Annotated in this window: 20 protein-coding genes, 1 tRNA gene and 1 riboswitch; of the genes, 10 read left to right on the top strand and 11 right to left on the bottom strand. The window is 69.8% G+C overall.

Translation table 11 applies throughout. The features are described from left to right. Positions 1-3 precede the first annotated feature (3 nt). The 5 genes from ACIGW2_RS23385 (at position 4) to ACIGW2_RS23365 (ending at position 6,636) form a co-directional block, all read left to right on the top strand. On the top strand, positions 4-1,002 hold the full coding sequence (locus ACIGW2_RS23385) for a hypothetical protein (protein WP_391655685.1): 999 nt from the start codon (positions 4-6) through the stop codon (positions 1,000-1,002). A 91-nt stretch (positions 1,003-1,093) separates the two neighbouring features. Next, positions 1,094-4,228: a DUF3427 domain-containing protein gene (locus ACIGW2_RS23380; RefSeq protein ID WP_399845522.1), complete on the top strand. Its 3,135-nt coding sequence runs from the start codon at positions 1,094-1,096 to the stop codon at positions 4,226-4,228. A gap of 20 nt (positions 4,229-4,248) precedes the next feature. Then, positions 4,249-5,466, top strand: a complete 1,218-nt coding sequence (locus tag ACIGW2_RS23375) for a DUF262 domain-containing protein (protein ID WP_399845520.1) — start codon at positions 4,249-4,251, stop codon at positions 5,464-5,466. A gap of 52 nt (positions 5,467-5,518) precedes the next feature. Beyond that, a complete protein-coding gene (locus ACIGW2_RS23370) occupies positions 5,519-6,100 on the top strand; it encodes a HEPN domain-containing protein (RefSeq protein ID WP_399845518.1) in 582 nt (193 codons plus the stop codon). 224 nt (positions 6,101-6,324) lie between these two features. Next, complete coding sequence (locus tag ACIGW2_RS23365) at positions 6,325-6,636, top strand: hypothetical protein (RefSeq protein ID WP_399845515.1); 312 nt, start codon at positions 6,325-6,327, stop codon at positions 6,634-6,636. A 66-nt stretch (positions 6,637-6,702) separates the two neighbouring features. On the opposite strand, the gene ACIGW2_RS23360 is transcribed toward ACIGW2_RS23365, so the two are convergent. The 4 genes from ACIGW2_RS23360 to ACIGW2_RS23345 all read right to left on the bottom strand — a co-directional run bounded on the left by ACIGW2_RS23360 (position 6,703) and on the right by ACIGW2_RS23345 (position 10,865). Continuing rightward, positions 6,703-7,971, bottom strand: coding sequence for a DUF445 domain-containing protein (locus ACIGW2_RS23360; protein WP_391655689.1), 1,269 nt, complete (start codon positions 7,969-7,971; stop codon positions 6,703-6,705). A 7-nt stretch (positions 7,972-7,978) separates the two neighbouring features. Then, complete coding sequence (locus tag ACIGW2_RS23355) at positions 7,979-8,995, bottom strand: ATP-binding cassette domain-containing protein (RefSeq protein WP_399845512.1); 1,017 nt, start codon at positions 8,993-8,995, stop codon at positions 7,979-7,981. Positions 8,996-9,115: 120 nt separating this feature from the next. Further along, positions 9,116-9,892: an ABC transporter permease gene (locus ACIGW2_RS23350; RefSeq protein ID WP_399845510.1), complete on the bottom strand. Its 777-nt coding sequence runs from the start codon at positions 9,890-9,892 to the stop codon at positions 9,116-9,118. Between the two features lie 169 nt (positions 9,893-10,061). Beyond that, positions 10,062-10,865 (bottom strand): ABC transporter permease, encoded by an 804-nt coding sequence (locus ACIGW2_RS23345; RefSeq protein ID WP_391655692.1) that lies wholly within the window; start codon positions 10,863-10,865, stop codon positions 10,062-10,064. Between the two features lie 219 nt (positions 10,866-11,084). On the opposite strand from ACIGW2_RS23345, the gene ACIGW2_RS23340 reads away from it, so the two are divergent. Continuing rightward, complete coding sequence (locus ACIGW2_RS23340) at positions 11,085-13,565, top strand: transglycosylase domain-containing protein (RefSeq protein WP_399845508.1); 2,481 nt, start codon at positions 11,085-11,087, stop codon at positions 13,563-13,565. Here the strand turns inward: ACIGW2_RS23340 and ACIGW2_RS23335 are convergent. The 3 genes from ACIGW2_RS23335 to ACIGW2_RS23325 form a co-directional block, all read right to left on the bottom strand. Then, a complete protein-coding gene (locus ACIGW2_RS23335) occupies positions 13,543-13,863 on the bottom strand; it encodes a multidrug efflux SMR transporter (protein ID WP_356067958.1) in 321 nt (106 codons plus the stop codon). The genes ACIGW2_RS23340 and ACIGW2_RS23335 overlap by 23 nt on opposite strands. Before the next feature lie 35 nt (positions 13,864-13,898). Next, a riboswitch (guanidine-III (ykkC-III) riboswitch) is annotated at positions 13,899-13,965 on the bottom strand. Between the two features lie 58 nt (positions 13,966-14,023). Next, a complete protein-coding gene (locus ACIGW2_RS23330; RefSeq protein ID WP_030497526.1) occupies positions 14,024-14,359 on the bottom strand; it encodes a co-chaperone GroES in 336 nt (111 codons plus the stop codon). Between the two features lie 23 nt (positions 14,360-14,382). Further along, a complete protein-coding gene (locus ACIGW2_RS23325; RefSeq protein ID WP_356067959.1) occupies positions 14,383-14,703 on the bottom strand; it encodes a DUF3618 domain-containing protein in 321 nt (106 codons plus the stop codon). 126 nt (positions 14,704-14,829) lie between these two features. On the opposite strand from ACIGW2_RS23325, the gene bcp reads away from it, so the two are divergent. Both bcp and ACIGW2_RS23315 read left to right on the top strand, forming a co-directional pair. After that, complete coding sequence (gene bcp, locus ACIGW2_RS23320; RefSeq protein ID WP_356067960.1) at positions 14,830-15,303, top strand: thioredoxin-dependent thiol peroxidase; 474 nt, start codon at positions 14,830-14,832, stop codon at positions 15,301-15,303. A 50-nt stretch (positions 15,304-15,353) separates the two neighbouring features. Further along, positions 15,354-15,437 (top strand) — tRNA-Leu (locus tag ACIGW2_RS23315). An 84-nt stretch (positions 15,438-15,521) separates the two neighbouring features. Here the strand turns inward: ACIGW2_RS23315 and rdgB are convergent. The 4 genes from rdgB to ACIGW2_RS23295 all read right to left on the bottom strand — a co-directional run bounded on the left by rdgB (position 15,522) and on the right by ACIGW2_RS23295 (position 17,722). After that, positions 15,522-16,127: an RdgB/HAM1 family non-canonical purine NTP pyrophosphatase gene (rdgB, locus tag ACIGW2_RS23310; RefSeq protein ID WP_391655694.1), complete on the bottom strand. Its 606-nt coding sequence runs from the start codon at positions 16,125-16,127 to the stop codon at positions 15,522-15,524. 7 nt (positions 16,128-16,134) lie between these two features. After that, on the bottom strand, positions 16,135-16,518 hold the full coding sequence (locus ACIGW2_RS23305; protein WP_361583458.1) for a hypothetical protein: 384 nt from the start codon (positions 16,516-16,518) through the stop codon (positions 16,135-16,137). Between the two features lie 90 nt (positions 16,519-16,608). Beyond that, positions 16,609-17,340, bottom strand: coding sequence for a ribonuclease PH (gene rph, locus ACIGW2_RS23300; protein WP_391655695.1), 732 nt, complete (start codon positions 17,338-17,340; stop codon positions 16,609-16,611). Positions 17,341-17,431: 91 nt separating this feature from the next. Continuing rightward, a complete protein-coding gene (locus ACIGW2_RS23295; protein ID WP_391655696.1) occupies positions 17,432-17,722 on the bottom strand; it encodes a glucose PTS transporter subunit EIIB in 291 nt (96 codons plus the stop codon). 137 nt (positions 17,723-17,859) lie between these two features. Here ACIGW2_RS23295 and ACIGW2_RS23290 point away from each other — a divergent pair, with 137 nt between their 5' ends. Together ACIGW2_RS23290 and ACIGW2_RS23285 are read left to right on the top strand one after the other, a co-directional pair. After that, positions 17,860-19,161: a PTS transporter subunit EIIC gene (locus tag ACIGW2_RS23290; RefSeq protein WP_391655697.1), complete on the top strand. Its 1,302-nt coding sequence runs from the start codon at positions 17,860-17,862 to the stop codon at positions 19,159-19,161. A gap of 243 nt (positions 19,162-19,404) precedes the next feature. Then, positions 19,405-20,712, top strand: a complete 1,308-nt coding sequence (locus ACIGW2_RS23285; RefSeq protein ID WP_391655698.1) for a PTS transporter subunit EIIC — start codon at positions 19,405-19,407, stop codon at positions 20,710-20,712. Positions 20,713-20,740: the final 28 nt, after the last annotated feature.

The following is a 20,740-nucleotide window of genomic DNA, read 5'->3' as shown; positions in this document are numbered from 1 at the left end:
GACATGCGCCCCGACACGCCTGCCGACCACACCACCGAAGCCGAGCGTCTGCTCCGCACCGCGGGGCAGTACCCGGAGGACCGCGAACCGCTGCTGCTGCGCGCCGCCGCCCACCTGGAGCTGGCGGGCGAGCGCGAGCGGGCCACCTCCCTCTACGACGACCTGCTGGCCGGCGAGCCGGCCAACCCGCTCCTGATCAGGTCCCTCAAGGCGGCCAACCTCTGGGAGTACGGCCACGAGGCCGAGGCCCGCGCGATCATCGACGGCGTCCGGCGGGCCCGCCCGCAGGAGCCGGCGCCGTGGGAGATCGTGGCGGAGACCCTGGAGTCCCACGACGAGCTGGAGGCGGCGGAGGCGGCCTTCTCGGAGGCGGCCGGGCTGCTCGTGCCGCCGGGCGAGGAGGTCTCCTACGCGCTGCAGTCCCTGCTGTCGGGCCGCCACCGGGTGCGCCGGATGCTGGCCCTCCCCCACGACGCCCACGACGACCTGGCGGACCGCCTCCACACGGCGGAGGTCCCGCTGGACGAACTGCACGACCCGAAGCGCCTGTGGGCCCTCGGCTCCTCGGACCCGGCCGAGCTGCGTGCCGAGATCACCCGCCTCCGCTCCGAACTGGGCTCCTACCGCACGGCCCTGTCCCGCCCCTTCCCGGTCGCCGTCCTCCACTGGCCGGAACCGGAACTCGACGAGCTCCTCGCGGCCTACCCGGAGCTGGAGGCGGAGTACCCCACGTACACGGCCCACCTCACCGACATCGAGGCCTCCCTCCGCGAACTGGCCCAGTCCGGCACCCCGAACCTGGGCATCGTCCCGGCCACGGTCCCCTCCTACGAGGCCTTCGCCGCCTCGGAATCCTCCACCCCCGCCAACCCGGCCCTCCTCCCCCAATACGCCACCACCCTCGCCGCCCGCGGCCGCGCCACCCCCTGGCCCCCGGCCCGCGGCGCGAAGTGCTGGTGCGGGTCGGGGCGGGCGTATGGGGGGTGCCACGGGGCGGAGTAGCCCGGTACTTGACGACACAGTGCCCTCTCTGTCGGCCCCACCCTGGAGTCCCTGGTACGAATGGGTGGGGCTGATCAGGGAGGGGACAGAGATGAGCGGGTTGCCGAACCCGAGCGAACCGGCTTCGGGACTCTACGAGCAACTGGTGACCACGCGACTCGAAACGCAGCTCAAGGCGCTCGTCGAACGCGGCTGGCAGACGACAGATGGCGCCGTTGGTCCCGAATCCTCGCCTTCGGTCCTCTCCCGACATGTGGCCGACACCGTGCGGCGGGTTCTGGCAGATCTGCCGCAGGGGGAACGCGTCTACGCGGCCAACCACATCCTCGAATCGATGAACAGCATCGAGGGCGCCCAGGAATGGGTCGACCTGATCGCCGAGGGCCCCCGACAGCTCCTCGCCGTCTCCGAACGAGACGCCGGAACGTACGCGATCCGTCCCGCGACGCCCCTGGCCGAAGCCGCTCTCATCACCAACGCTTCCGAAGACCCCAACCTCGGGTTCGAACTGCGCGCCGAACTGGCCACGGCCGACCGCGTCGACCTGCTCTGCGCCTTCGTGAAGTGGCACGGGCTTCGGGTCATCGAGCAGTCGCTCGAAGCGGCACACGCGCGTGGTGTCCCCATCCGGGTCATCACGACGACCTACATCGGTGCGACGGAGCGGGCCGCTCTGGACCGCCTGACCCGGCGGTTCAACGCGGAAGTCAAGGTCAACTACGAGCTGCGCTCCACGCGCCTGCACGCCAAGGCGTGGCTGTTCCGCCGCGAGAGCGGCTATGACACCGCCTACGTGGGCAGCTCCAACCTGTCGAAGGCCGCGCTGCTCGACGGACTCGAATGGAACGTGCGTCTGTCGTCCGTCGCCACACCGGACGTCATCCGCAAGTTCGAGGCCACCTTCGATGCCTACTGGAACGACCCCGCCTTCGAGCCCTACGACCCCGACCGGGACGGAGCGCGGCTCCACGAAGCGCTCGCGGCAGCCGGCAGACGCCAGGGGTCCTCTGCGGAACAGCGCATCACCCTCTCCGGTCTGGAGGTACGTCCGTACCCCCACCAGCGGGACATGCTGGAGCGACTCGAGGTGGAGCGCGAGGTCCACGGTCGCCACCGCAACCTCCTCGTAGCGGCAACCGGCACGGGTAAGACTGTCATGGCGGCCCTGGACTACAAGCGGCTCCGTCAGCGGCACGGCCGCGACCTACGGCTGCTATTCGTGGCGCATCGGCAGGAAATCCTGCGGCAGTCCCTGCGCACGTACCAAGACGTACTGGTCGACGCCAACTTCGGCGAGGAGTTGCACAGTGGTCTCGTGCCTGACGCCTGGCACCACGTGTTCGCGAGCGTGCAGTCGCTCAGTGCCCAGCGGCTGGAGCAGTTGCCTGCCGATCACTTCGACGTCATCGTCATCGACGAGTTCCACCATGGGGTGTCGTCGACCTACCGGAGGATCATCGACCACTTCCGTCCGGTCGAATTCCTCGGTCTCACCGCGACACCCGAACGGATGGACGGACGAAACGTCCAGGACGAGTTCTTCGACGGACGCATCGCCGCGGAGATGCGCCTGTGGGAGGCACTGGAGAACGATCTCCTGAGCCCGTTCCACTACTTCGGGATCAGTGACAACACGGACCTCAGTGCGGTCACGTGGAAGCGAGGGGCCTACGAGGCCTCGGCACTCAGCGAGCTCTTCACCGGCAACGACGCTCGCGCACGCCTCGTCGTCAAAGCCGTACGGGACAAGGTGGCGGACCCGGGGGCGATGCGCGCCCTCGGTTTCTGCGTCTCGATCGCCCATGCCCGCTACATGGCGGACTTCTTCCGACGCGCTGGCCTCCAGGCTGTCGCACTGTCCGGAGAGAGCCCCCAGGAGGAGCGGAAGGGAGCCCTGGACGCGCTCCGGGCGGGCACGATCCAGGTGATCTTCTCTGTCGACCTCTTCAACGAGGGCTTGGACATCCCCGATGTGGACACCCTCCTGCTCTTGCGACCCACCTCCAGCGCCACCGTCTTCCTCCAGCAGCTGGGCCGGGGGCTACGGCGTACAGAGGACAAGGCGGTATTGACCGTGCTGGACTTCATCGGTCAGCACCGCAAGGAGTTCCGCTTCGAGGAACAGTTCCGCGCCCTGACCAACCTCACACGTAACCGTCTCCTGAACAGCGTGGAGCACGAATTCCCGCAGCTGCCGTCCGGGTGTCAGATCATCTTGGAGTCAAAGGCCAAGGAGGTGATCATCGACAACATCCGTAGCCAGATCAGCGTGAACGTCACGCAGTTGGCGCGCGAGGTGGCCCAGTACGGCGAGCCGCGGCTTTCTACGTACCTCCGAGAGAGCGGCCGGGAGCTCAAGGAGATCTACCGCGGCAGCGGAAACTCGTGGACCGGGCTCCTGCGCCGAGCGAAGTTGCTCCCCGCCACGGGGCCGGAAGGCGAAGTCGCCCTCCTGAAGCGGGCCTCCGCCTTCCTCCACGTCGACGACCCCCAGCGTGTGGCCATCTACACACGACTCCTTGATGACGATGCGCCCGCCTACCGGGAGCTCGACGTGCGCCAGCGGGCTTACGCCCGCATGTTCTACTTCTCCCTCTGGCCGTTGGGCGAACACGCCAGTTACCAGGCGGCTTTTGACCTCCTCAAGCCGCAGCACGCGTTCCGGAGCGAACTCCGCCAGGTCCTGGCGCACGTCCTCGACCGCACCGACCACGCTCCCATCCCTCTCCTTGGCCCCCTCGCCGACCTTCCCCTCACGGTCCACGCCTCGTACAGCCGTGAAGAGATCCTGCCGGCCTTGAGCCAGTCCTTCCTCGGGGGTCTCATGCCGGGGCACTTCCGTGAGGGCGTCAGGTGGTGCGAGGACATCCAGACGGATGCCCTGCTCATCACCCTGGAGAAGGACGAGAAGGACTTCTCCCCACAAACGCGCTATCGGGACTACGCGCTGAGCGACACCCTCTTCCATTGGGAGTCCCAGCATCAGACGTCTGAGACGTCCCCGACGGGGGTCCGTTACCAGACCCACAAGGCGGGCGGCTCTCATGTCCTGCTCTTCGTCCGCCGCTACAAGAAGACCGACATCGGAGGCCCTCAGCCCTGGATGCTGCTAGGCCCGGCCGAGTACGTCGAGCATCGGGGAAGCCGGCCGATGGGCATCACATGGAAGCTCCAGCACGACATTCCGGCCGACGTCTGGACCTACTCCGCCATTGCCGCGGGATGAACACACAGAGGAACAGGAAGATGACCCGCATCAGCGAAAACGACAGCGACGCGTACGACGACCTTGATGGCGAGGAGAACGAACCCTCCCAGGTCTCGTCGGCGGATGTCACCCGGGCGGTTGTGACCGACACGGACTGGACGACGGAGACGATCCTCAGCCAGCTCCGACGCGGCAACATCCAGCTGAACCCGAAGTTCCAGCGTCGCGACGCCTGGGACAGGGGGCGCAAGAGCAAGTTCATAGAGTCGCTGATCCTCGGCCTTCCGATTCCCCAGATCGTTCTCGCGGAGGACAAGAAGCAGCGCGGAAAGTTCATCGTGCTCGATGGAAAGCAGCGCCTGCTGGCCCTCCGGCAGTTCGCCGCCGGCTCGTCGTTCGCCGTTTCGGAAGAGGAGCAGGACTTCAAGGGCTTCGCGTTGACGAGCCTCGACGTGCGGGATGACCTCCGCCTCAAGACCCTGGAGAAGATAGAGAACGACAGCGAACTCGTCGATGACCTCAACGCGTTCCTGAACGAGACGATTCGTACGGTCGTGGTTCGCCGCTGGCCCAACGAAGAGTTCCTCAACCTCGTCTTCCTGCGCCTTAACACAGGTAGTGTCAAGCTTTCCCCTCAGGAGCTCCGACAGGCCCTTCACCCCGGCCACTTCACCGACTACCTCGACGACGCCGCGTCGGACAGCGCGTGGCTGCGATCGGCACTGCGCATCAAGAAGCCCGACTTCCGCATGCGAGACGTCGAGATAATGCTGCGCTACTTCGCGTTCCGGTATCGGCTGGGCGAATACACCGGAAACCTCAAGGCGTTCCTCGACGGAACGGTCAACACCCTCAACGATGCCTGGGCGGAGAAGGAGTCAGAGATCAGGGAGGTCGGCGCGTCCCTGGACGGCGCCATCGAGACCACCTTCGAGATCTTCGGAGACGACGCCTTCTACCGGTGGTCGGACGGCGACTACGAGGGCCGGTTCAACAGGGCCGTCTTCGACATCATGACGTACTACTTCTCCCACACCCGAATCTCCGAGGCGGCGCTGCGGAACAAGCCGGCCGTTGAAGCCGCCTTCAAGCGCCTGTGCGACGAGAACACCCGCTTCGTGGAGTCCATCCAGACCACCACCAAGACCCCGCTGGCGACCCATCGGCGCCTGAGCCTTTGGGGCGCCGAACTGGAATCGGCGATCAGTGTCCCCATCCCCACGCCTCGCCTCGACAACAACCGCATCTTCGCGTAGAGCCGGTGGTGAGGTCATGCCGTCCGCGCGTTACCGCACACTGTCGCGTCGCGTGAGCGAACTGCGCAGAAACCTACTCCCACGCGTCTTCGAACCCACCGGACTTTACACGAACCGGGTCCACGAGCATGCCCGAGCCTTTCGCGTGCTCGCCCACGCGGAATTCGAGTCGTTCATCGAGGACCGGGCCATGGAAGTACTGCAACGAGCTCACTCCACCTGGGACACCACCGGGAAGATTCGCCCCTCCCTACTTTCCCTGATGTCCCACAAGGAAGCCACGTACGGAATTCCCGACAAGCTGTCGGAAGTCAGTGACTCGTCCAAGAAGTACCCGAGCCTGAAGGGGCGAGTCGAGGCGTCAACGAGGCAGTACAGCACCTTCATCCGGACTCGTAACCACGGCATCAAGGAGAAGAACCTCCTCCTCATCCTGCTTCCCCTTGGAGTATCTGTCGACGAAATAGACCCCACATGGCTGGAGGTTACGGAGAACTGGGCCACCGCACGCGGAAAGGTTGCCCACAGCTCGGCGAAGATGCAGGTCCAAATAGACCCTCGCATCGAACTCGACACCGTCAAGAAAATACTCGGAGGATTCAAGGAAATCGACACGATACTGGAGAAGAAGTAAGCCAGGTCTGTATCCCTAGGCCCGGATGCTCCAGTCCGGTGAGAAGCCGCAGCGGTGCTGCTTACTGCCCGGGAGGTCGGCCAGCACACGGTCGCGGCGAGGGTTCGGCGAGGAGCTGCGGGTGCGCGGTCTGCTCGCGAAGCCGGCGCAGGAACCTCACCCCTCCGCCCGCTCGTTACGCTCGTGCCTACGAGACAGACCTCGCCGACCGACAGGACTCCGCCATGGCCACCACCACCCGCACCCTCTCCCCCGCCGTCGCCGCCGCCGGGCTCGTCGGGGGTTATGCCGTCGCTCGGTGGACCAAGAAGCGGCCGCTCGGTGGGGTGGTGCTGGCCGTGGCCGGTGGGGTGGCGGCGCGGGAGTGGGCGCAGGTGGCCGGAGGGAAGGCGGCGGCCGGGCTGACGGCGGGGTACGTCGCCGCGTTCGCCGGGTCGCATCCGCTCGCCAAGAAGATCGGGGCCTGGCCCGCCGTGTTCTCCGTGGCCGGGGCCATGGCCGGGGCCGCGTACGCCGTGAGCCGCGCCGCGCGCTGAGGCTCCCGGTCCGTACGCCGTGAGCCGCGGCGCGCGCTGAGGCCCGGGGGCCGCGGTTCTGGGCGCTCAGCCGCCCAGGGCGTGGCTCAGGGTGTAGATCAGGAGGCCCGCCAGGGCGCCGACCACCGTGCCGTTGATGCGGATGAACTGGAGGTCGCGGCCGATGTTGGCCTCGATCTTCTTCGAGGTCTGGGTGGCGTCCCAGCCGGCGACCGTGTCCGTGATCAGGGAGGTGATCTCGGCGCGGTAGGTCGTGACGACGTAGGCCGCCGCGTCCTCCGCCCAGCCCTCGACCTTCGTCTGGAGGCGGGCGTCCGTCGACAGGCGGGTGCCCAGGGAGATCAGGGAGGCGCGGGCACGGCGGCGGAGCTGGCTCTGTTCGTCCTCCGCCGCCGCCAGGATCAGGCCGCGCACCGAGGACCAGGCGGAGGCGATGACGTCCTGGACCTCCGGGCGGGCCAGCAGCTCGGACTTCAGGCGCTCCACGCGGGCGCGCGTGTCGGTGTCGCCCTGCAGGTCGGCGGCGAAGTCCGTCAGGAAGCGGTCGATCGCGCCGCGCGCCGGATGGCCCGGCATGTCCCGCATCTCGGTCACGAAGCGGAGCAGCTCCTTGTAGACCCGCTCGCCGATCCTGCGGTCCACGAAACGCGGGGTCCAGCCCGGCGCGCCGCCCTCGATGGCCTCCATGACCGCGTCCCGGTGGGTGATCAGCCAGTCGTGGCCGCGGGCGCAGACGAGGTCGACGGCGCGGTGGTGGGAGCCGTCGGCGACCATCCGCTCCAGGGTCTTGCCGAGGCCCGGGCCGATCTCGGCGGTCTCGGCCCGCCGGGTGATCGCCTCGCCCACGACCGCCTGCACGTCCGCGTCCCGCAGCACGGTCAGGGCGCCCCGCAGGGCGGCGGCCAGCTCGGAGGTGACCCGGTCCGCGTGCGCCGGGTCCGCGAGCCACAGGCCGAGGCGGCGGGCGATGCCGAAACCGCGCAGCCTGCCCCGTACGACATCGGCCGACAGGAAGTTCTCGCCGACGAAGGAACCGAGCGAGGCACCCAGCTGGTCCTTCTTGGTCGGGATGATCGCGGTGTGCGGAATGGGCAGCCCCAGCGGGCGCCGGAAGAGCGCGGTGACCGCGAACCAGTCCGCCAGCGCGCCGACCATGCCGGCCTCCGCCGCCGCGGCGACATAGCCCGCCCACCCGCCGGCGCCCGCGGACTCCGCCCACGTCGCCAGGGCGTAGACCGTCGCCACCAGCGCCAGCAGACCCGTCGCCAGCGCCTTCATGCGCCGGACGCCCCGGCTCTTCTCCGCGTCCGCCGCCGTGTACGTGAAGCTCACCATCGCACCGTCACCCCACCTCCTTACCTGACTGACTCCCCGGCCGCACCGGGAGTTCCGCCGCACGGGGAGTTCCGCCGTACGCGCCGTACATCCGCGCGATCACGGACTCGATGTCCGGCTCCCGCACCGACAGGTCCACCAGCGGGTACGCGGCGGCGATCGCCGCGACCACCGGCGCCGCGGACGCGGAGGCGGGCAGCGCGAGCCACTGGCGCGGCCCCTCGGCCCGTACGAAACGGGCGCCCGGCACCTCGATCGGCGGGCTCTCCCGGGCCAGGTCGACCACCAGGGCGCGCTCGCTCTCCCCCGCCTCGTGCAGCCCGGCCAGGCCCCCGTCGTACATCAGGCGCCCGTGGTCGATGACCATCACCCGCGAGCACAGCTGCTCGATGTCGGTGAGGTCGTGGGTGGTGAGCAGCACGGTGGTGCCGCGCGTGGCGTTCAGTTCGCGCAGGAAGTCGCGGACCTTCGCCTTGGACACCACGTCGAGGCCGATCGTCGGCTCGTCGAGGTAGAGCACGTCCGGGTCGTGCAGCAGCGCCGCCGCGATGTCGCCGCGCATCCGCTGACCGAGGGAGAGCTGCCGTACGGGTACGTCGAGCAGGTCGCCGAGGTCGAGGAGGTCCACGCAGCGGGCCAGGTTCTCGGCGAAGCGGGCGTCGGGGATCCGGTACATCCGGTGGACCAGGCGGTACGAGTCGCGCAGCGGCAGGTCCCACCAGAGCGTGGTGCGCTGGCCGAAGACCACGCCGATGCGGTGCGCGAGCCGGGTCCGCTCCCGGGACGGGTCGATGCCGGCGACCCGCAGCCGGCCGCCGCTCGGGGTGAGGATGCCGGTGAGCATCTTGATGGTGGTGGACTTCCCGGCCCCGTTGGGGCCGATGTAGCCGACCACCTCCCCTCTCCCGATCCCGAACGAGATCCCGTCCACGGCCCGCACCTCGCGCTTCTCCCGGCGCAGCAGGCCCACCCGCTTCCTGATGGTGAAGGTCTTCTCCAGGCCTTCCAGTTCGATGAAGGTCATCCGTCCCTCCGCCTCCTCCTCGGTTCCCCTCGGTTCCCCTCGGTCCCGCTCAGCTCGTCTCGGTTCCCCTCGGTCCCGCTCAGCTCGTCTCGGCTCCCTCGGACCCCGCCTCGGCCTCGCTCAGCTGCCCGTCGAGCGGTACGCCCGCAGGCCCGTCCGCCACGCCAGGGCCGCCACGGCCCAGCACACGCCCGCCACCAGCGGCGACGCGAACGCCGCCGCCTCCGGCACCCCCGCCGGGGCGGGGCGGCCCAGCACGTAGAGCGCGGGCAGCCAGTTCACGAACGCGAGCGGTACGACGTAGACGACGCCCCGCACCAGTTCCTGGGCGAAGAGCGTCGGCGGGAACTGGAGCAGGTTGTTGCCGCCGTACGTGAAGGAGTTGGTCACCTCCGCCGCGTCCTGCGCCCAGAACAGCACCGAGGCGCCGAGCACCATCACCGCCCCGAAGATCACCGCGCCGCTCACCAGCATCACCGGCACCAGGAGCAGCTTCAGGGGCGTCCAGTGCACCAGCGACGCGTCGGCGATCAGGACCAGGCTCCACACCAGGACCACCAGGCCCTGGGTGACCCTGCCCAGGCGCCGCAGCGCGAAGCGGTCCGCCGCGGCCTGCGCGAGGACCGGGGCCGGGCGGAGCAGGAAGGTGTCGAGGGAGCCGTCGCGCACCCGTTTGCCCATCTTCGGCAGCGAGCCGAGGACCAGGTCGGCGAGGCCGAAGGAGGTCGCGGTCGTCCCGTAGAGGAAGGCCACCTCGGGGAAGGAGAAGCCGCCGAGGGCGCGTACGTGACCGAACATCAGGAGGATCACGACGAAGTCGAAGAAGGTGACGACCAGGTTGGAGAGGAGGGTCAGCGCGAAGGAGGCGCGGTACGCGAGGGTGGAGCGGATCCACATGCCCGCGACCATCCGGTACGTGCGCCAGGCCGCCCGGACCCGCCCCTCCGGAGCCGGAACCGGAGCCGGAGCCGGACCCGGAACGGAACCCGGAGCCCCCGTTTCCGCCCGGGAGCCCGTACCCGCACCCGCGCCCGCACCCGCACCCACCCCCGTACCCGCGCCCCTCTCAACCACCCTGCACCACCACCTTCCGCGTCGCCGCGACCTGCGCGAGGCGCCCCGCCGCCAGCAGCACCAGCGCCCAGCAGATCTGGAAGGCGAAGGCGCCGAACAGCGCCCAGCCCGCGTACCGGCCCAGATAGACGTCGGCCGGCACCTGGAGCAGCGAGGCCCAGGGCAGCAGGCGGGCGATCTCCCCGAGGGGGCCGGGGAAGACGTTCAGCGGGAGCAGCGTCCCGGAGAAGAACAGGCCGCCGAGCCAGGCGACCTGGACCACGCCCTGGCCGTCGAGCAGCCAGAAGGCGCTCATGGCGACCAGGTACCAGATCGCGAAGCTGACGATCGAGCCGAGCGCCACGGCGAGGAGGAAGGCGAGCCAGGTTCCGGGCCCCTCCGGGAGGGTGAGGTCGAAGACGAGGGAGCCGAAGAGCATGGGGAGCACCCCGCGGCCGAGCAACTGGTAGCCGGACCGGCCGAGATTGGCCGAGAACCACCAGGCCTGGAGGTCGACCGGGCGGTAGAGGTCGACGGCGATGTCGCCGGTCCTGATCCGCTCGATCAGCTCGTCCTCGAAGCCGCCTCCCATGAGTCCGCACACGGTGAGGAGGCCCTGGCCGATCCACACGTAGGCGAGGGCGTCCGCCTGGGTGTAGCCGCCGAGCGCGGGACGGGCGTCCCACAGGGCCATGTAGGTGTACGACAGGATGAAGCCGAAGACGGTGTTGGTGAACACACCGGCCGCGGTGGCCACCCGGTAGGTGGCGTGGCGCCGGAAACCACCCGCCGCCACGGTGGCGTAGAGCCGTAACACCGTCCCGTCCCGTCCCCTTCCACAGGTCCGCCCACAGGCAGCCGCACACGCGTGCACGCGCCCGTACGCACCCGTCGACACCCGTACGCACCACGCCGCGCGCACCCGCTCGCACCAAAGCGCCCGACCTTAGTGGGACCGGAGCAGCCGAGTCGAGTCGTTTTGCGGACTTCCGGCGCCACGCGTGCAGGATGTAGTGCTATGTCCCCTTCATCCGGTATGCCCATCAGTGCGGCGAGCGAGGCCCTGCCGGCGGAACCGGAGGCCTGGGAGCCCCGCGACCCGACCCTCCCCCCGCGTCCCCGCCCGGACCGCCCCCGCCGGCTCCGCCGGCTGCTGCGGCGCCTGGCCGGCCTCGCCGCGCTCGGCCTGCTCCTCCTGCTCGGCGGGCTGGTCGCCGGCTACCTCCTCGTGGACGTACCGGCCGCCAACGCCACCGCCGTCGCCCAGTCCAACCTCTATCTCTACCGGGACGGCAGCCAGCTCGCCCGGGACGGCGAGGTCGACCGCGAGAACGTGAGCCTCGCCCGGGTCCCGCTCGGCGTGCGGCGCGCCGTGCTCGCCGCCGAGGACCGCGACTTCCACACCTCGCCGGCCGTCGACCCGCGCGCGATGGTCCGCGCCACCTGGAACACCCTCACCGGCAAGGGCCGCCAGTCCGGCTCCACCATCACCCAGCAGTACGTGAAGAACTACTACCTGGGCCAGGAGCAGACCCTCACCCGCAAGGCGAAGGAGTTCTTCATCGCGCTCAAGCTGGGCCGCGAGAAGAGCAAGGACGAGATCCTCGAGGGCTATCTGAACACCAGTTACTTCGGACGCAACGCCTACGGAGTGCAGGCCGCCGCCCGCGCCTACTACGGCAAGGACGCCCACGACCTGGACACCACCGAGGGCGCCTACCTCGCCTCGCTGCTCAACGCGCCGAACGCGTACGACGTGACCGCGCACCCCGAGAACCGCGCCCGCGTCCTCGCCCGCTGGCACTACGTCCTCGACGGCATGGTCTCCGAGGGCTGGCTGTCCCCCGCCGCCCGCGCCGCCGCCGTCTTCCCCGAGCCGCAGCCGGCCCGCGCCTCCGCCGGCCTGTCCGGACAGCGCGGCTATCTGGTGCAGGCCGTCGAGCAGTACCTCACCGAGCACGGCATCGTCGACGAGAAGACCCTCGCCGCCGGCGGCTTCCGGATCACCACGACCCTGGAGCGCGCCAAGCAGGACGCCTTCGTGAAGGCCGTCGAGGAGAGCGTGACGGCCCGGCTGGACCCGGAGCGCCGGCCCACCGACCGCTTCGTACGGGTCGGCGGCGCGGCCGTCGAGCCGGGCACCGGGCGGGTGGTGGCGATCTACGGCGGCGTCGACTACACCCGGCAGTTCGTCAACAACGCCACCCGCCGCGACTACCAGGTCGGCTCCACCTTCAAGCCCTTCGTGCTCGCGGCCGCGCTCCAGCACGGGGCGCAGACCCAGGAGGGCGAGCGGATCACCCCGAACACGATGTACGACGGGGACAACCGGCGCCCGGTGCAGGGCTGGAGCGGGGCCTCCTACGACCCGGCGAACGAGGACGACGAGAGCTACGGCCCCATCAGCGTCCGCACCGCCACCGACCGTTCCGTGAACGCGGTGTACGCCCAGATGGCGGTGGACGTCGGCCCGGCCCGGGTGCGCGACACCGCCGTGGCGCTCGGCCTGCCGGCCCGCACCCCCGACCTCACCGCCTCGCCGTCGATCGCGCTCGGCCCGGCCACGGCGAGCGTCCTGGACCTCGCGCAGGCGTACGCCACCCTCGCGAACCACGGCCGGCACGGCACGTACACGCTCGTCGAGAAGGTCACGCGGGACGGAGAGGAGCTGAAACTGCCGGCTCCCGACCCGGGCGCGGGGGCGGGAGCGGGCGCGGGAGCGGGATCAGGGGGCGACGCGGGCCAGGTCCTGTCCCGCGAGGCCGCCGACACCACCACCTCGGTGCTGCGCGGCGTGGTGCGCGACGGCACGGGCACGGCCGCGCTCGCCGCCGGCCGGCCGGCGGCGGGCAAGACGGGCACGGCGGAGGACGACAAGGCGGCCTGGTTCGCCGGCTACACCCCCGAGCTCGCGACCGTCGTCGCCATGATGGGCCAGGACCCGGAGACCGGCCGGCAGCTGCCGCTGTACGGGGCGCTCGGCCTGCCGCGGATCAACGGCGGCGGGGCGCCCGCCGAGATCTGGGCCCGGTTCACCCGGGACGCGCTGGCCGGGGTGCCGGTGAAGGAGTTCGACCTGCGGCTGATGGAGGGCGCCGAGGAGCTGCCGCTGGAGCCGCCGCTCCCGGACTACCCCGACCAGGGGTACGAGGGGCCGCAGCGCCCGCGCGGGAAGGGAGCGGGCGCGCCGAAGGCCGGGACAGAAGCGGGGGCGGCGACGGGGGTACGGGAGCGGGGCACCGATCCGCTACGGCGCGGGGCGCGCCGGGCGGAGCCGCCGACGGCGGCCGAGCCCGCCCGGCCGGGGCCGCCGCCGGCACCCGCACCCCCGGCCCGGGCCCCGGCCCAGGCCCAGGCCCCCGACCAGGCTCCGGTCGGCGAGCCCGTACCGTCCACCGTGACGCCCATGGAGCCCGCGGGCCCGGCGGACGGACCCCTCGGCGGCGCGCCCGGCCCGGCCGGGGACCCCGCCGGGGACCCCGGCGGGCCGCAGGTCAGTGGCCCGACGTCGCCTTGAGGCCGACCACGGCCACGAGCAGCAGACACACGAAGAAGATCCGGGCGGCGGTCGCCGGCTCGCCGAGCACGACCATGCCGAGCACCGCCGCACCGGCCGCGCCGATGCCGACCCACACGCCGTAGGCCGTACCGATGGGCAGGGTCTTGGCGGCCTGCGAGAGCAGCACCATGGAGGCGACGATCCCGGCGCCGGTGAGCAGGCTGGGCAACGGGCGGGTGAAGCCGTCGGTGTACTTCATTCCGATGGACCAGCCGACTTCCAGCAGACCGGCGACGATGAGAAGGACCCAGGCCATGACGACGAACACCTCCGCGAGACGGAATCAACAGGGGTGCGTCGTCTTGTCGTGAAACCCGGTACGGCGCGTCTCGTCGGGGTGCTTCCAGGCTAGCAAAGAACGGGCAAAGGCCCCGGTGACGACGGTCACCGGGGCCTTTGGGCCATCCGGGCAACGGCTACAGGTACAGACCGGTCGAGTCGGTGCTCTGGAAGCGGTCCGCGGCCACCGCGTGCAGGTCGCGCTCGCGCATCAGCACGTAGGCCACGCCCCGCACCTCGACCTCGGCGCGGTCCTCGGGGTCGTACAGGACCCGGTCGCCGATCTCCACGGTGCGGACGTTCTGGCCGACCGCGACGACCTCGGCCCAGGCAAGGCGCCGGCCGACGGCCGCGGTCGCCGGGATCAGGATGCCGCCGCCCGAGCGCCGCTCCCCCTCGGGGGTGTCGGTCCGGACCAGGATCCGGTCGTGGAGCATCCGGATGGGCAGCTTGTCGTGGGTGTTCTCGCTCACGGGAACGAACCTACCGGCCCGGCTCAGTCCTTGTGCCGCCGGGAGGAGGTCACCAGGAGCCCCACGACGGCGACGGCGACGAGCGCCGCCGGCACCACGCGCTCCAGGCGGGGGGCGCCGTCCTCGTGGGTGAAGCGGGCCTTCACGTCCGAGACGACCCGGTTCACGGCCACGAAGGCGCGGCCCGCGGTGTGGTCGACCTGGGCGGCGACCTTCGCCTTCGCGTCCCCGATGATCGTCTTCGGGTGCATCCGAATGCCGATCTCGTCGAGAGTGACGGCGAGCTGCTCGCGCCGGCGGACGATGTCCGCCTCGATCTGCGCAGGGGTCCTGGCGTCCGACACCGCGCTGCCTCCGTAGTCGTGTTCCGGTCGTTGACAGACAGTCTGTCAGCTTCTCCCGCCGCGGGTCGTCCCCGACCCCCATTAGGCTCTCATCGCGTAAGCGAGATTTCCCGAGGAGAGCGAGCCATGAGCGAGCGACTGCAGCCCGGCGACACCGCCCCCGCCTTCACCCTCCCCGACGCGGACGGCAACGAGGTCTCCCTCGCGGACCACCTGGGCCGCAAGGTCATCGTCTACTTCTACCCGGCCGCGCTGACCCCCGGCTGCACGAAGCAGGCCTGCGACTTCACGGACAACCTGGACCTGCTGGCCGGCGCGGGCTACGACGTCATCGGCGTCTCCCCGGACAAGCCGGAGAAGCTGGCGAAGTTCCGCGAGAAGGAGGACCTCAAGGTCACCCTGGTCGGCGACCCGGACAAGAAGGTCCTGGAGGCGTACGGCGCCTTCGGCGAGAAGAAGCTCTACGGCAAAACGGTGACGGGCGTGATCCGCTCGACCGTGATCGTCGACGAGGAGGGCAAGGTCGAGCGCGCCCTCTACAACGTGAAGGCCACCGGCCATGTCGCCAAGATCATCAAGGACCTGAAGATCGAGGGCTGACGGCGGTCTGTGAGCGGGTCTGCCCGGCCAGTAGCATGACCGGGCAGCGAGCGGCCGTGGTGGAATTGGCAGTCACGCTGGGTTTAGGTCCCAGTGGGGTAACACCCGTGGGGGTTCGAGTCCCCCCGGCCGCACTCTCGTACGCCGTCGAGGCCGAGGTCGAGGTCGATGCCGACAGCGTCGACCTCGCCGTCGACCTCGGCCTCGACGGAGACCGGCTACGCCAGCAGCTCCCGCACCACCGGCACCAGGGCCCTGAAGGCCTTGCCGCGGTGGCTGATCGCGTTCTTCTGCTCCGGCGTCAGCTCCGCGCACGTCACCTCGTAGCCCTCCGGCTGCAGGATCGGGTCGTAGCCGAAGCCGTTCGTGCCGACCGGCTCGTGGCGGAGGGTGCCGGGGAGGCGGCCCTCGACGACGCGTTCGGTGCCGTCCGGGAGGGCGAGGGCGGCGGCGCAGGCGAAGTGGGCGGCCCGGTGGGGGGTGTCGATGTCGGCGAGCTGGGCGAGGAGCAGGTTCAGGTTGGCCTTGTCGTCGCCGTGCGTGCCGGACCAGCGGGCGGAGAAGATGCCGGGGGCGCCGCCCAGGACGTCGACGCAGAGGCCGGAGTCGTCGGCGACGGCGGGCAGGCCGGTGGCCCGGGCCAGGGCGTGGGCCTTGAGCAGGGCGTTCTCGGCGAAGGTGACGCCGGTTTCCTTGACGTCGGGGATCTCGGGGTACGCGTCCGCGCCGACGAGTTCGAGGTCGAGGCCCGCGTCGGCGAGGATCGCGTGGAGTTCGGTGATCTTGCCCGCGTTGCGGGTGGCGAGGATGAGTCGTCGGGTCATGCCTCGATTATCCGGGGGTGCACACCTTGGTGATCTCGCCGGCCGCGTCGGTGATCGGCTTGATGTCGGGGGTGGTGTCGCCGTTCTTGACGGCCGCGCGGACGGAGTCGACGCCCTTGCCGAGGTCGTCGATGGCCTTGGCGAGGTCCGCGTTGCCGGTGGTCTTCTCGAGGTTGCCCAGTTCGGTGTCGATGGCGTTCAGCGACTCCTCGATCTGGGTCACGTCGTTGGAGGCGTTGCTGACGGCCTGCTGGAGGTTGCTGACGGAGGTGGCGATGGCGTCGGCGGTCTTGACGCAGTCCATCGCGGTGTCGAGGGCGCCGCAGCCGGTCAGCGCGGTCGTCAGTGCGGCGGCCGTGGCGACGGCGAGGGCTATGGAGCGGCGGCGCATCACGTTGGGGTCCCCCCTGTTGGCGTACACATGTGGACGGGGCGCACGGTTCGACCCGTGCGCCCGTACTGGCTCAGACGCCTCGGGATCCTAGAGGGTTCCTTCGAGGGCCTGGCGCTGGATCTCGGCGAGTTCGGCGCAGCCGCCGGAGGCGAGGTCGAGGAGGGCGTTGAGCTCCTTGCGGTCGAAGGGCTCGGCCTCGGCGGTGCCCTGGACCTCGACGAAGCGTCCGTCGCCGGTGCAGACGACGTTCATGTCGGTGTCGGCGCGGACGTCCTCCTCGTAGCAGAGGTCGAGCAGCGGGGTGCCGTCGACGATGCCGACGGAGACGGCGGCGACGCTGCCGGTGAGCGGCTTGCGGCCGGCCTTGATCAGCTTCTTGCCCTGGGCCCAGGAGACGGCGTCGGCGAGGGCTACGTAGGCGCCGGTGATGGCGGCGGTGCGGGTGCCGCCGTCGGCCTGGAGGACGTCGCAGTCGAGGACGATGGTGTTCTCGCCGAGCGCCTTGTAGTCGATGACGGCGCGCAGGGAGCGGCCGATGAGGCGGGAGATCTCGTGGGTGCGGCCGCCGATCTTGCCGCGGACGGATTCGCGGTCGCCGCGGGTGTTGGTGGCGCGCGGGAGCATGGAGTACTCGCCGGTGACCCAGCCCTCGCCGCTGCCCTTGCGCCAGCGGGGGACGCCCTCGGTGACGGAGGCGGTGCAGAAGACCTTGGTGTCGCCGAAGGAGATGAGGACGGATCCTTCGGCGTGCTTGCTCCATCCGCGTTCGATGGTGACGGGGCGGAGCTGTTCGGGCGTACGGCCGTCGATACGAGACATGGCACGAGCGTAGCCGTACGACGGAGGGGCCCGTTCCCCTGCCGGAACGGGCCCCTCGGGCCGTCCGGCCCTGTGCGCTGGTGTCAGCGGGTCACATCATGTCTTCGATCTCGGCGGCGATCGGGTCCGCGTCGGTGCCGATGACGACCTGGATGGCGGTGCCCATCTTCACGACGCCGTGGGCGCCGGCGGCCTTGAGGGCGGCCTCGTCGACGAGGCTGGCGTCGGAGACCTCGGTGCGGAGGCGGGTGATGCAGCCCTCGACCTCTTCGATGTTGTCGATGCCGCCGAGGCCGGCGACGATCTTCTCAGCCTTGCTGGCCATATGTCTCTCCCTGTCCGTCTCTGCGCACCGATGGTCCGCTGTGTCACGGTAACCCACGGTTGGCCCAACCTCGCGAGCGAATGCCGCCGTTCTGCCGAATGATGACGATCACCGGCGGCCTGCCCCGAGCACCTCCGGGACCCTACCGCAACTGGTCTACACCAGTATGCATCCGCAGTCAGGGAGGACCGCCGATGAGTAGCGCCAGTGCCGCCGCCGCGCCGAAGAAATCGATGTGGGGCGGTTTCTTCCAAGGGCTGCAGAAGATGGGCCGCAGCCTTCAGCTGCCCATCGCGGTGCTGCCGGCGGCGGGCATCATCAACCGGCTGGGCCAGCCGGACGTGTTCGGCGCGGACGGGCTCGGCTGGGACAACGTCGCCAAGGTGATGTCGGGCGCCGGCGGCGCGCTGCTCGACGGCAGCCTCGGTCTGCCGCTGCTGTTCTGCATCGGTGTCGCGATCGGCATGGCCAAGAAGGCGGACGGCTCGACGGCGCTCGCCGCGGTGGTCGGCTTCCTCGTCTACTACAACGTGCTGCGCCAGTTCCCGAAGGACTGTCCGACGGGTACGAAGGACATCGGCGGCGGCTGCCTCGGCGCGGACGACGCCTTCGCGGGCTACACGTACCAGAACCCCGGCGTCTTCGGCGGCATCATCATGGGCCTGCTCGCGGCGTACCTGTGGCAGCGCTTCCACCGCACCAAGCTGGTCGACTGGCTGGGCTTCTTCAACGGGCGCCGGCTCGTGCCGATCATCATGGCCTTCGTCGGCATCGCCTTCGCCGCGCTCTGCCTGTGGATCTGGCCGCCGATCGGCGACGGCCTGGAGAGCTTCAGCGACTGGCTGGTGGGGCTGGGCGCCTGGGGCTCGGGCATCTTCGGCGTCGCGAACCGCGCGCTGCTCGTGATCGGCCTGCACCAGTTCCTGAACGTGCCCATCTGGTTCCAGTTCGGCTCGTACACGAAGCCGGACGGCACCACGGTGCACGGTGACATCACGATGTTCCTCGCGGGCGACCCGAACGCCGGCCAGTTCACCACCGGCTTCTTCCCGATCATGATGTTCGCGCTGCCGGCCGCGGCGCTGGCGATCACCCACTGCGCCCGGCCGCACCGTCGCAAGGAGGTCGGCGGCATGATGCTCTCGGTCGCCCTGACCTCGTTCGTCACGGGCATCACCGAGCCGATCGAGTACTCCTTCCTCTTCATCGCGCCGGTGCTGTACGCGATCCACGCGGTGCTGACGGGCGTCTCGATGGCGGTGAGCTGGGCGCTCGGCGTGAAGGACGGCTTCAGCTTCTCGGCCGGCCTGATCGACTACGTGATCAACTGGAACCTGGCGACCAAGCCGTGGCTGATCATCCCGATCGGCCTCTGCTTCGCCGTCGTCTATTACGTGATCTTCCGGTTCGCGATCACCAAGTTCAACCTGGCGACCCCGGGCCGCGAGCCCGAGGACGTGGAGGAGGAAATGGAGCGGGACGTCACGAAGGCGTAGCCCTTGTGACCCGGCTCCACGGGCCCTCGGACCTCGGTGTCCGGGGGCCCTTTGTCGTGCCTGTCCCGCTATGGCTGAGCGCACAGAATTCACAGGTTCCTTATCTAAGTCTCACGTGCTACAACTGGTCTACACCAGTTAATGGTGTAGACCACGCGGTCCAGACCACCGCGTTCCACGAGACGCCGCCGTCACCCCCTTTCACTGTCCTCTGGCGGCGCCTTGCCCATCTGGAGGAAGTTGATGAGTACGGCCACCGCCCAGGCCGCCGCTCCCGCGAAGAAGCGCGGATCCGGCCTGTTCCAGGGCCTGCAGAAGGTCGGTCGCAGCCTGCAGCTGCCGATCGCCGTACTGCCGGCCGCGGGTCTGCTGCTCCGATTCGGCCAGGCTGACGTGCAGGAGAAGCTGCACCTGCCTGCCGACGTCGCGAAGGTCTTCGCCGGCGCCGGTGGCGCCATCCTGGACAGCTCCTTCGGGCTGCCGCTCCTGTTCTGCATCGGTGTGGCGATCGGCTTCGCCAAGAAGGCCGACGGTTCGACGGCCCTGGCCGCCGTGGTCGGCTTCCTCACCTACTACGCCGTGATCCACCAGTTCCCGATCACCGAGGGCCACGAGGGCGCGACCTACACCGCGACCGGCTTCGGCGGCGGCTTCTGGCAGAAGGGCACGGAGGCGGCCACCGCCGCGTCGTTCCAGAACCCGGGTGTCCTCGGCGGCATCATCCTCGGTCTGCTGAGCGCCGTCCTCTGGCAGCGCTTCCACCGCACCAAGCTCGTCGACTGGCTCGGCTTCTTCAACGGCCGCCGCCTCGTCCCGATCATCACCGCCGCGGTCGGCACCGTCGCCGGTGTCCTCGTGGTCCTCGGCTGGGAGCCCGTCGGCAACGTCATCACCAGCTTCGGCGAGTGGATGACCGGCCTGGGCGCGGGTGGCGCGGGTCTGTTCGGTCTCATCAACCGTGCGCTGATCCCGATCGGCATGCACCAGTTCGTCAACTCCGTGGCCTGGTTCCAGATCGGCGACTTCACCAACGCCGCCGGCGAGGTCGTGCACGGCGACCTGCCGCGCTTCTTCGCCCAGGACCCGAGCGCCGGTATGTTCATGACGGGCTTCTTCCCGATCATGATGTTCGGCCTCCCGGCCGCCGCCCTGGCCATCGCGCACTCGGCCCGTCCGGAGCGCCGCAAGGTCGTGATGGGCATGATGATGTCCCTCGCGCTGACCTCGTTCGTCACCGGCGTGACCGAGCCGATCGAGTTCTCCTTCATGTTCATCGCGCCGGTCCTGTACGCGATCCACGCCGTGCTGACCGCGATCTCCATGGCCGTGACCTGGGCCCTGGGCATCCACATGGGCTTCAGCTTCTCCGCCGGTCTCACCGACGTGCTGATCAACTGGGGCATCTCCACCAAGCCCTGGCTGATGATCCCCATCGGTCTCGTCTTCGGCGCGATCTACTACGTGGTCTTCCGCTTCGCCATCACCAAGTTCAACCTCCCCACCCCGGGCCGCGAGCCCGAGGAGGAGGTCGAGGACCTCACCAAGGCGTGAGCCTCGTCCCCGAACGGCGAAGGGGCCC

The organism is Streptomyces sp. NPDC053541, assembly GCF_044544705.1.
Lineage (GTDB): Bacteria > Actinomycetota > Actinomycetes > Streptomycetales > Streptomycetaceae > Streptomyces.
Note: the sequence above shows the minus strand (reverse complement) of the source record. Positions and strands in the feature narration are given on the sequence as shown.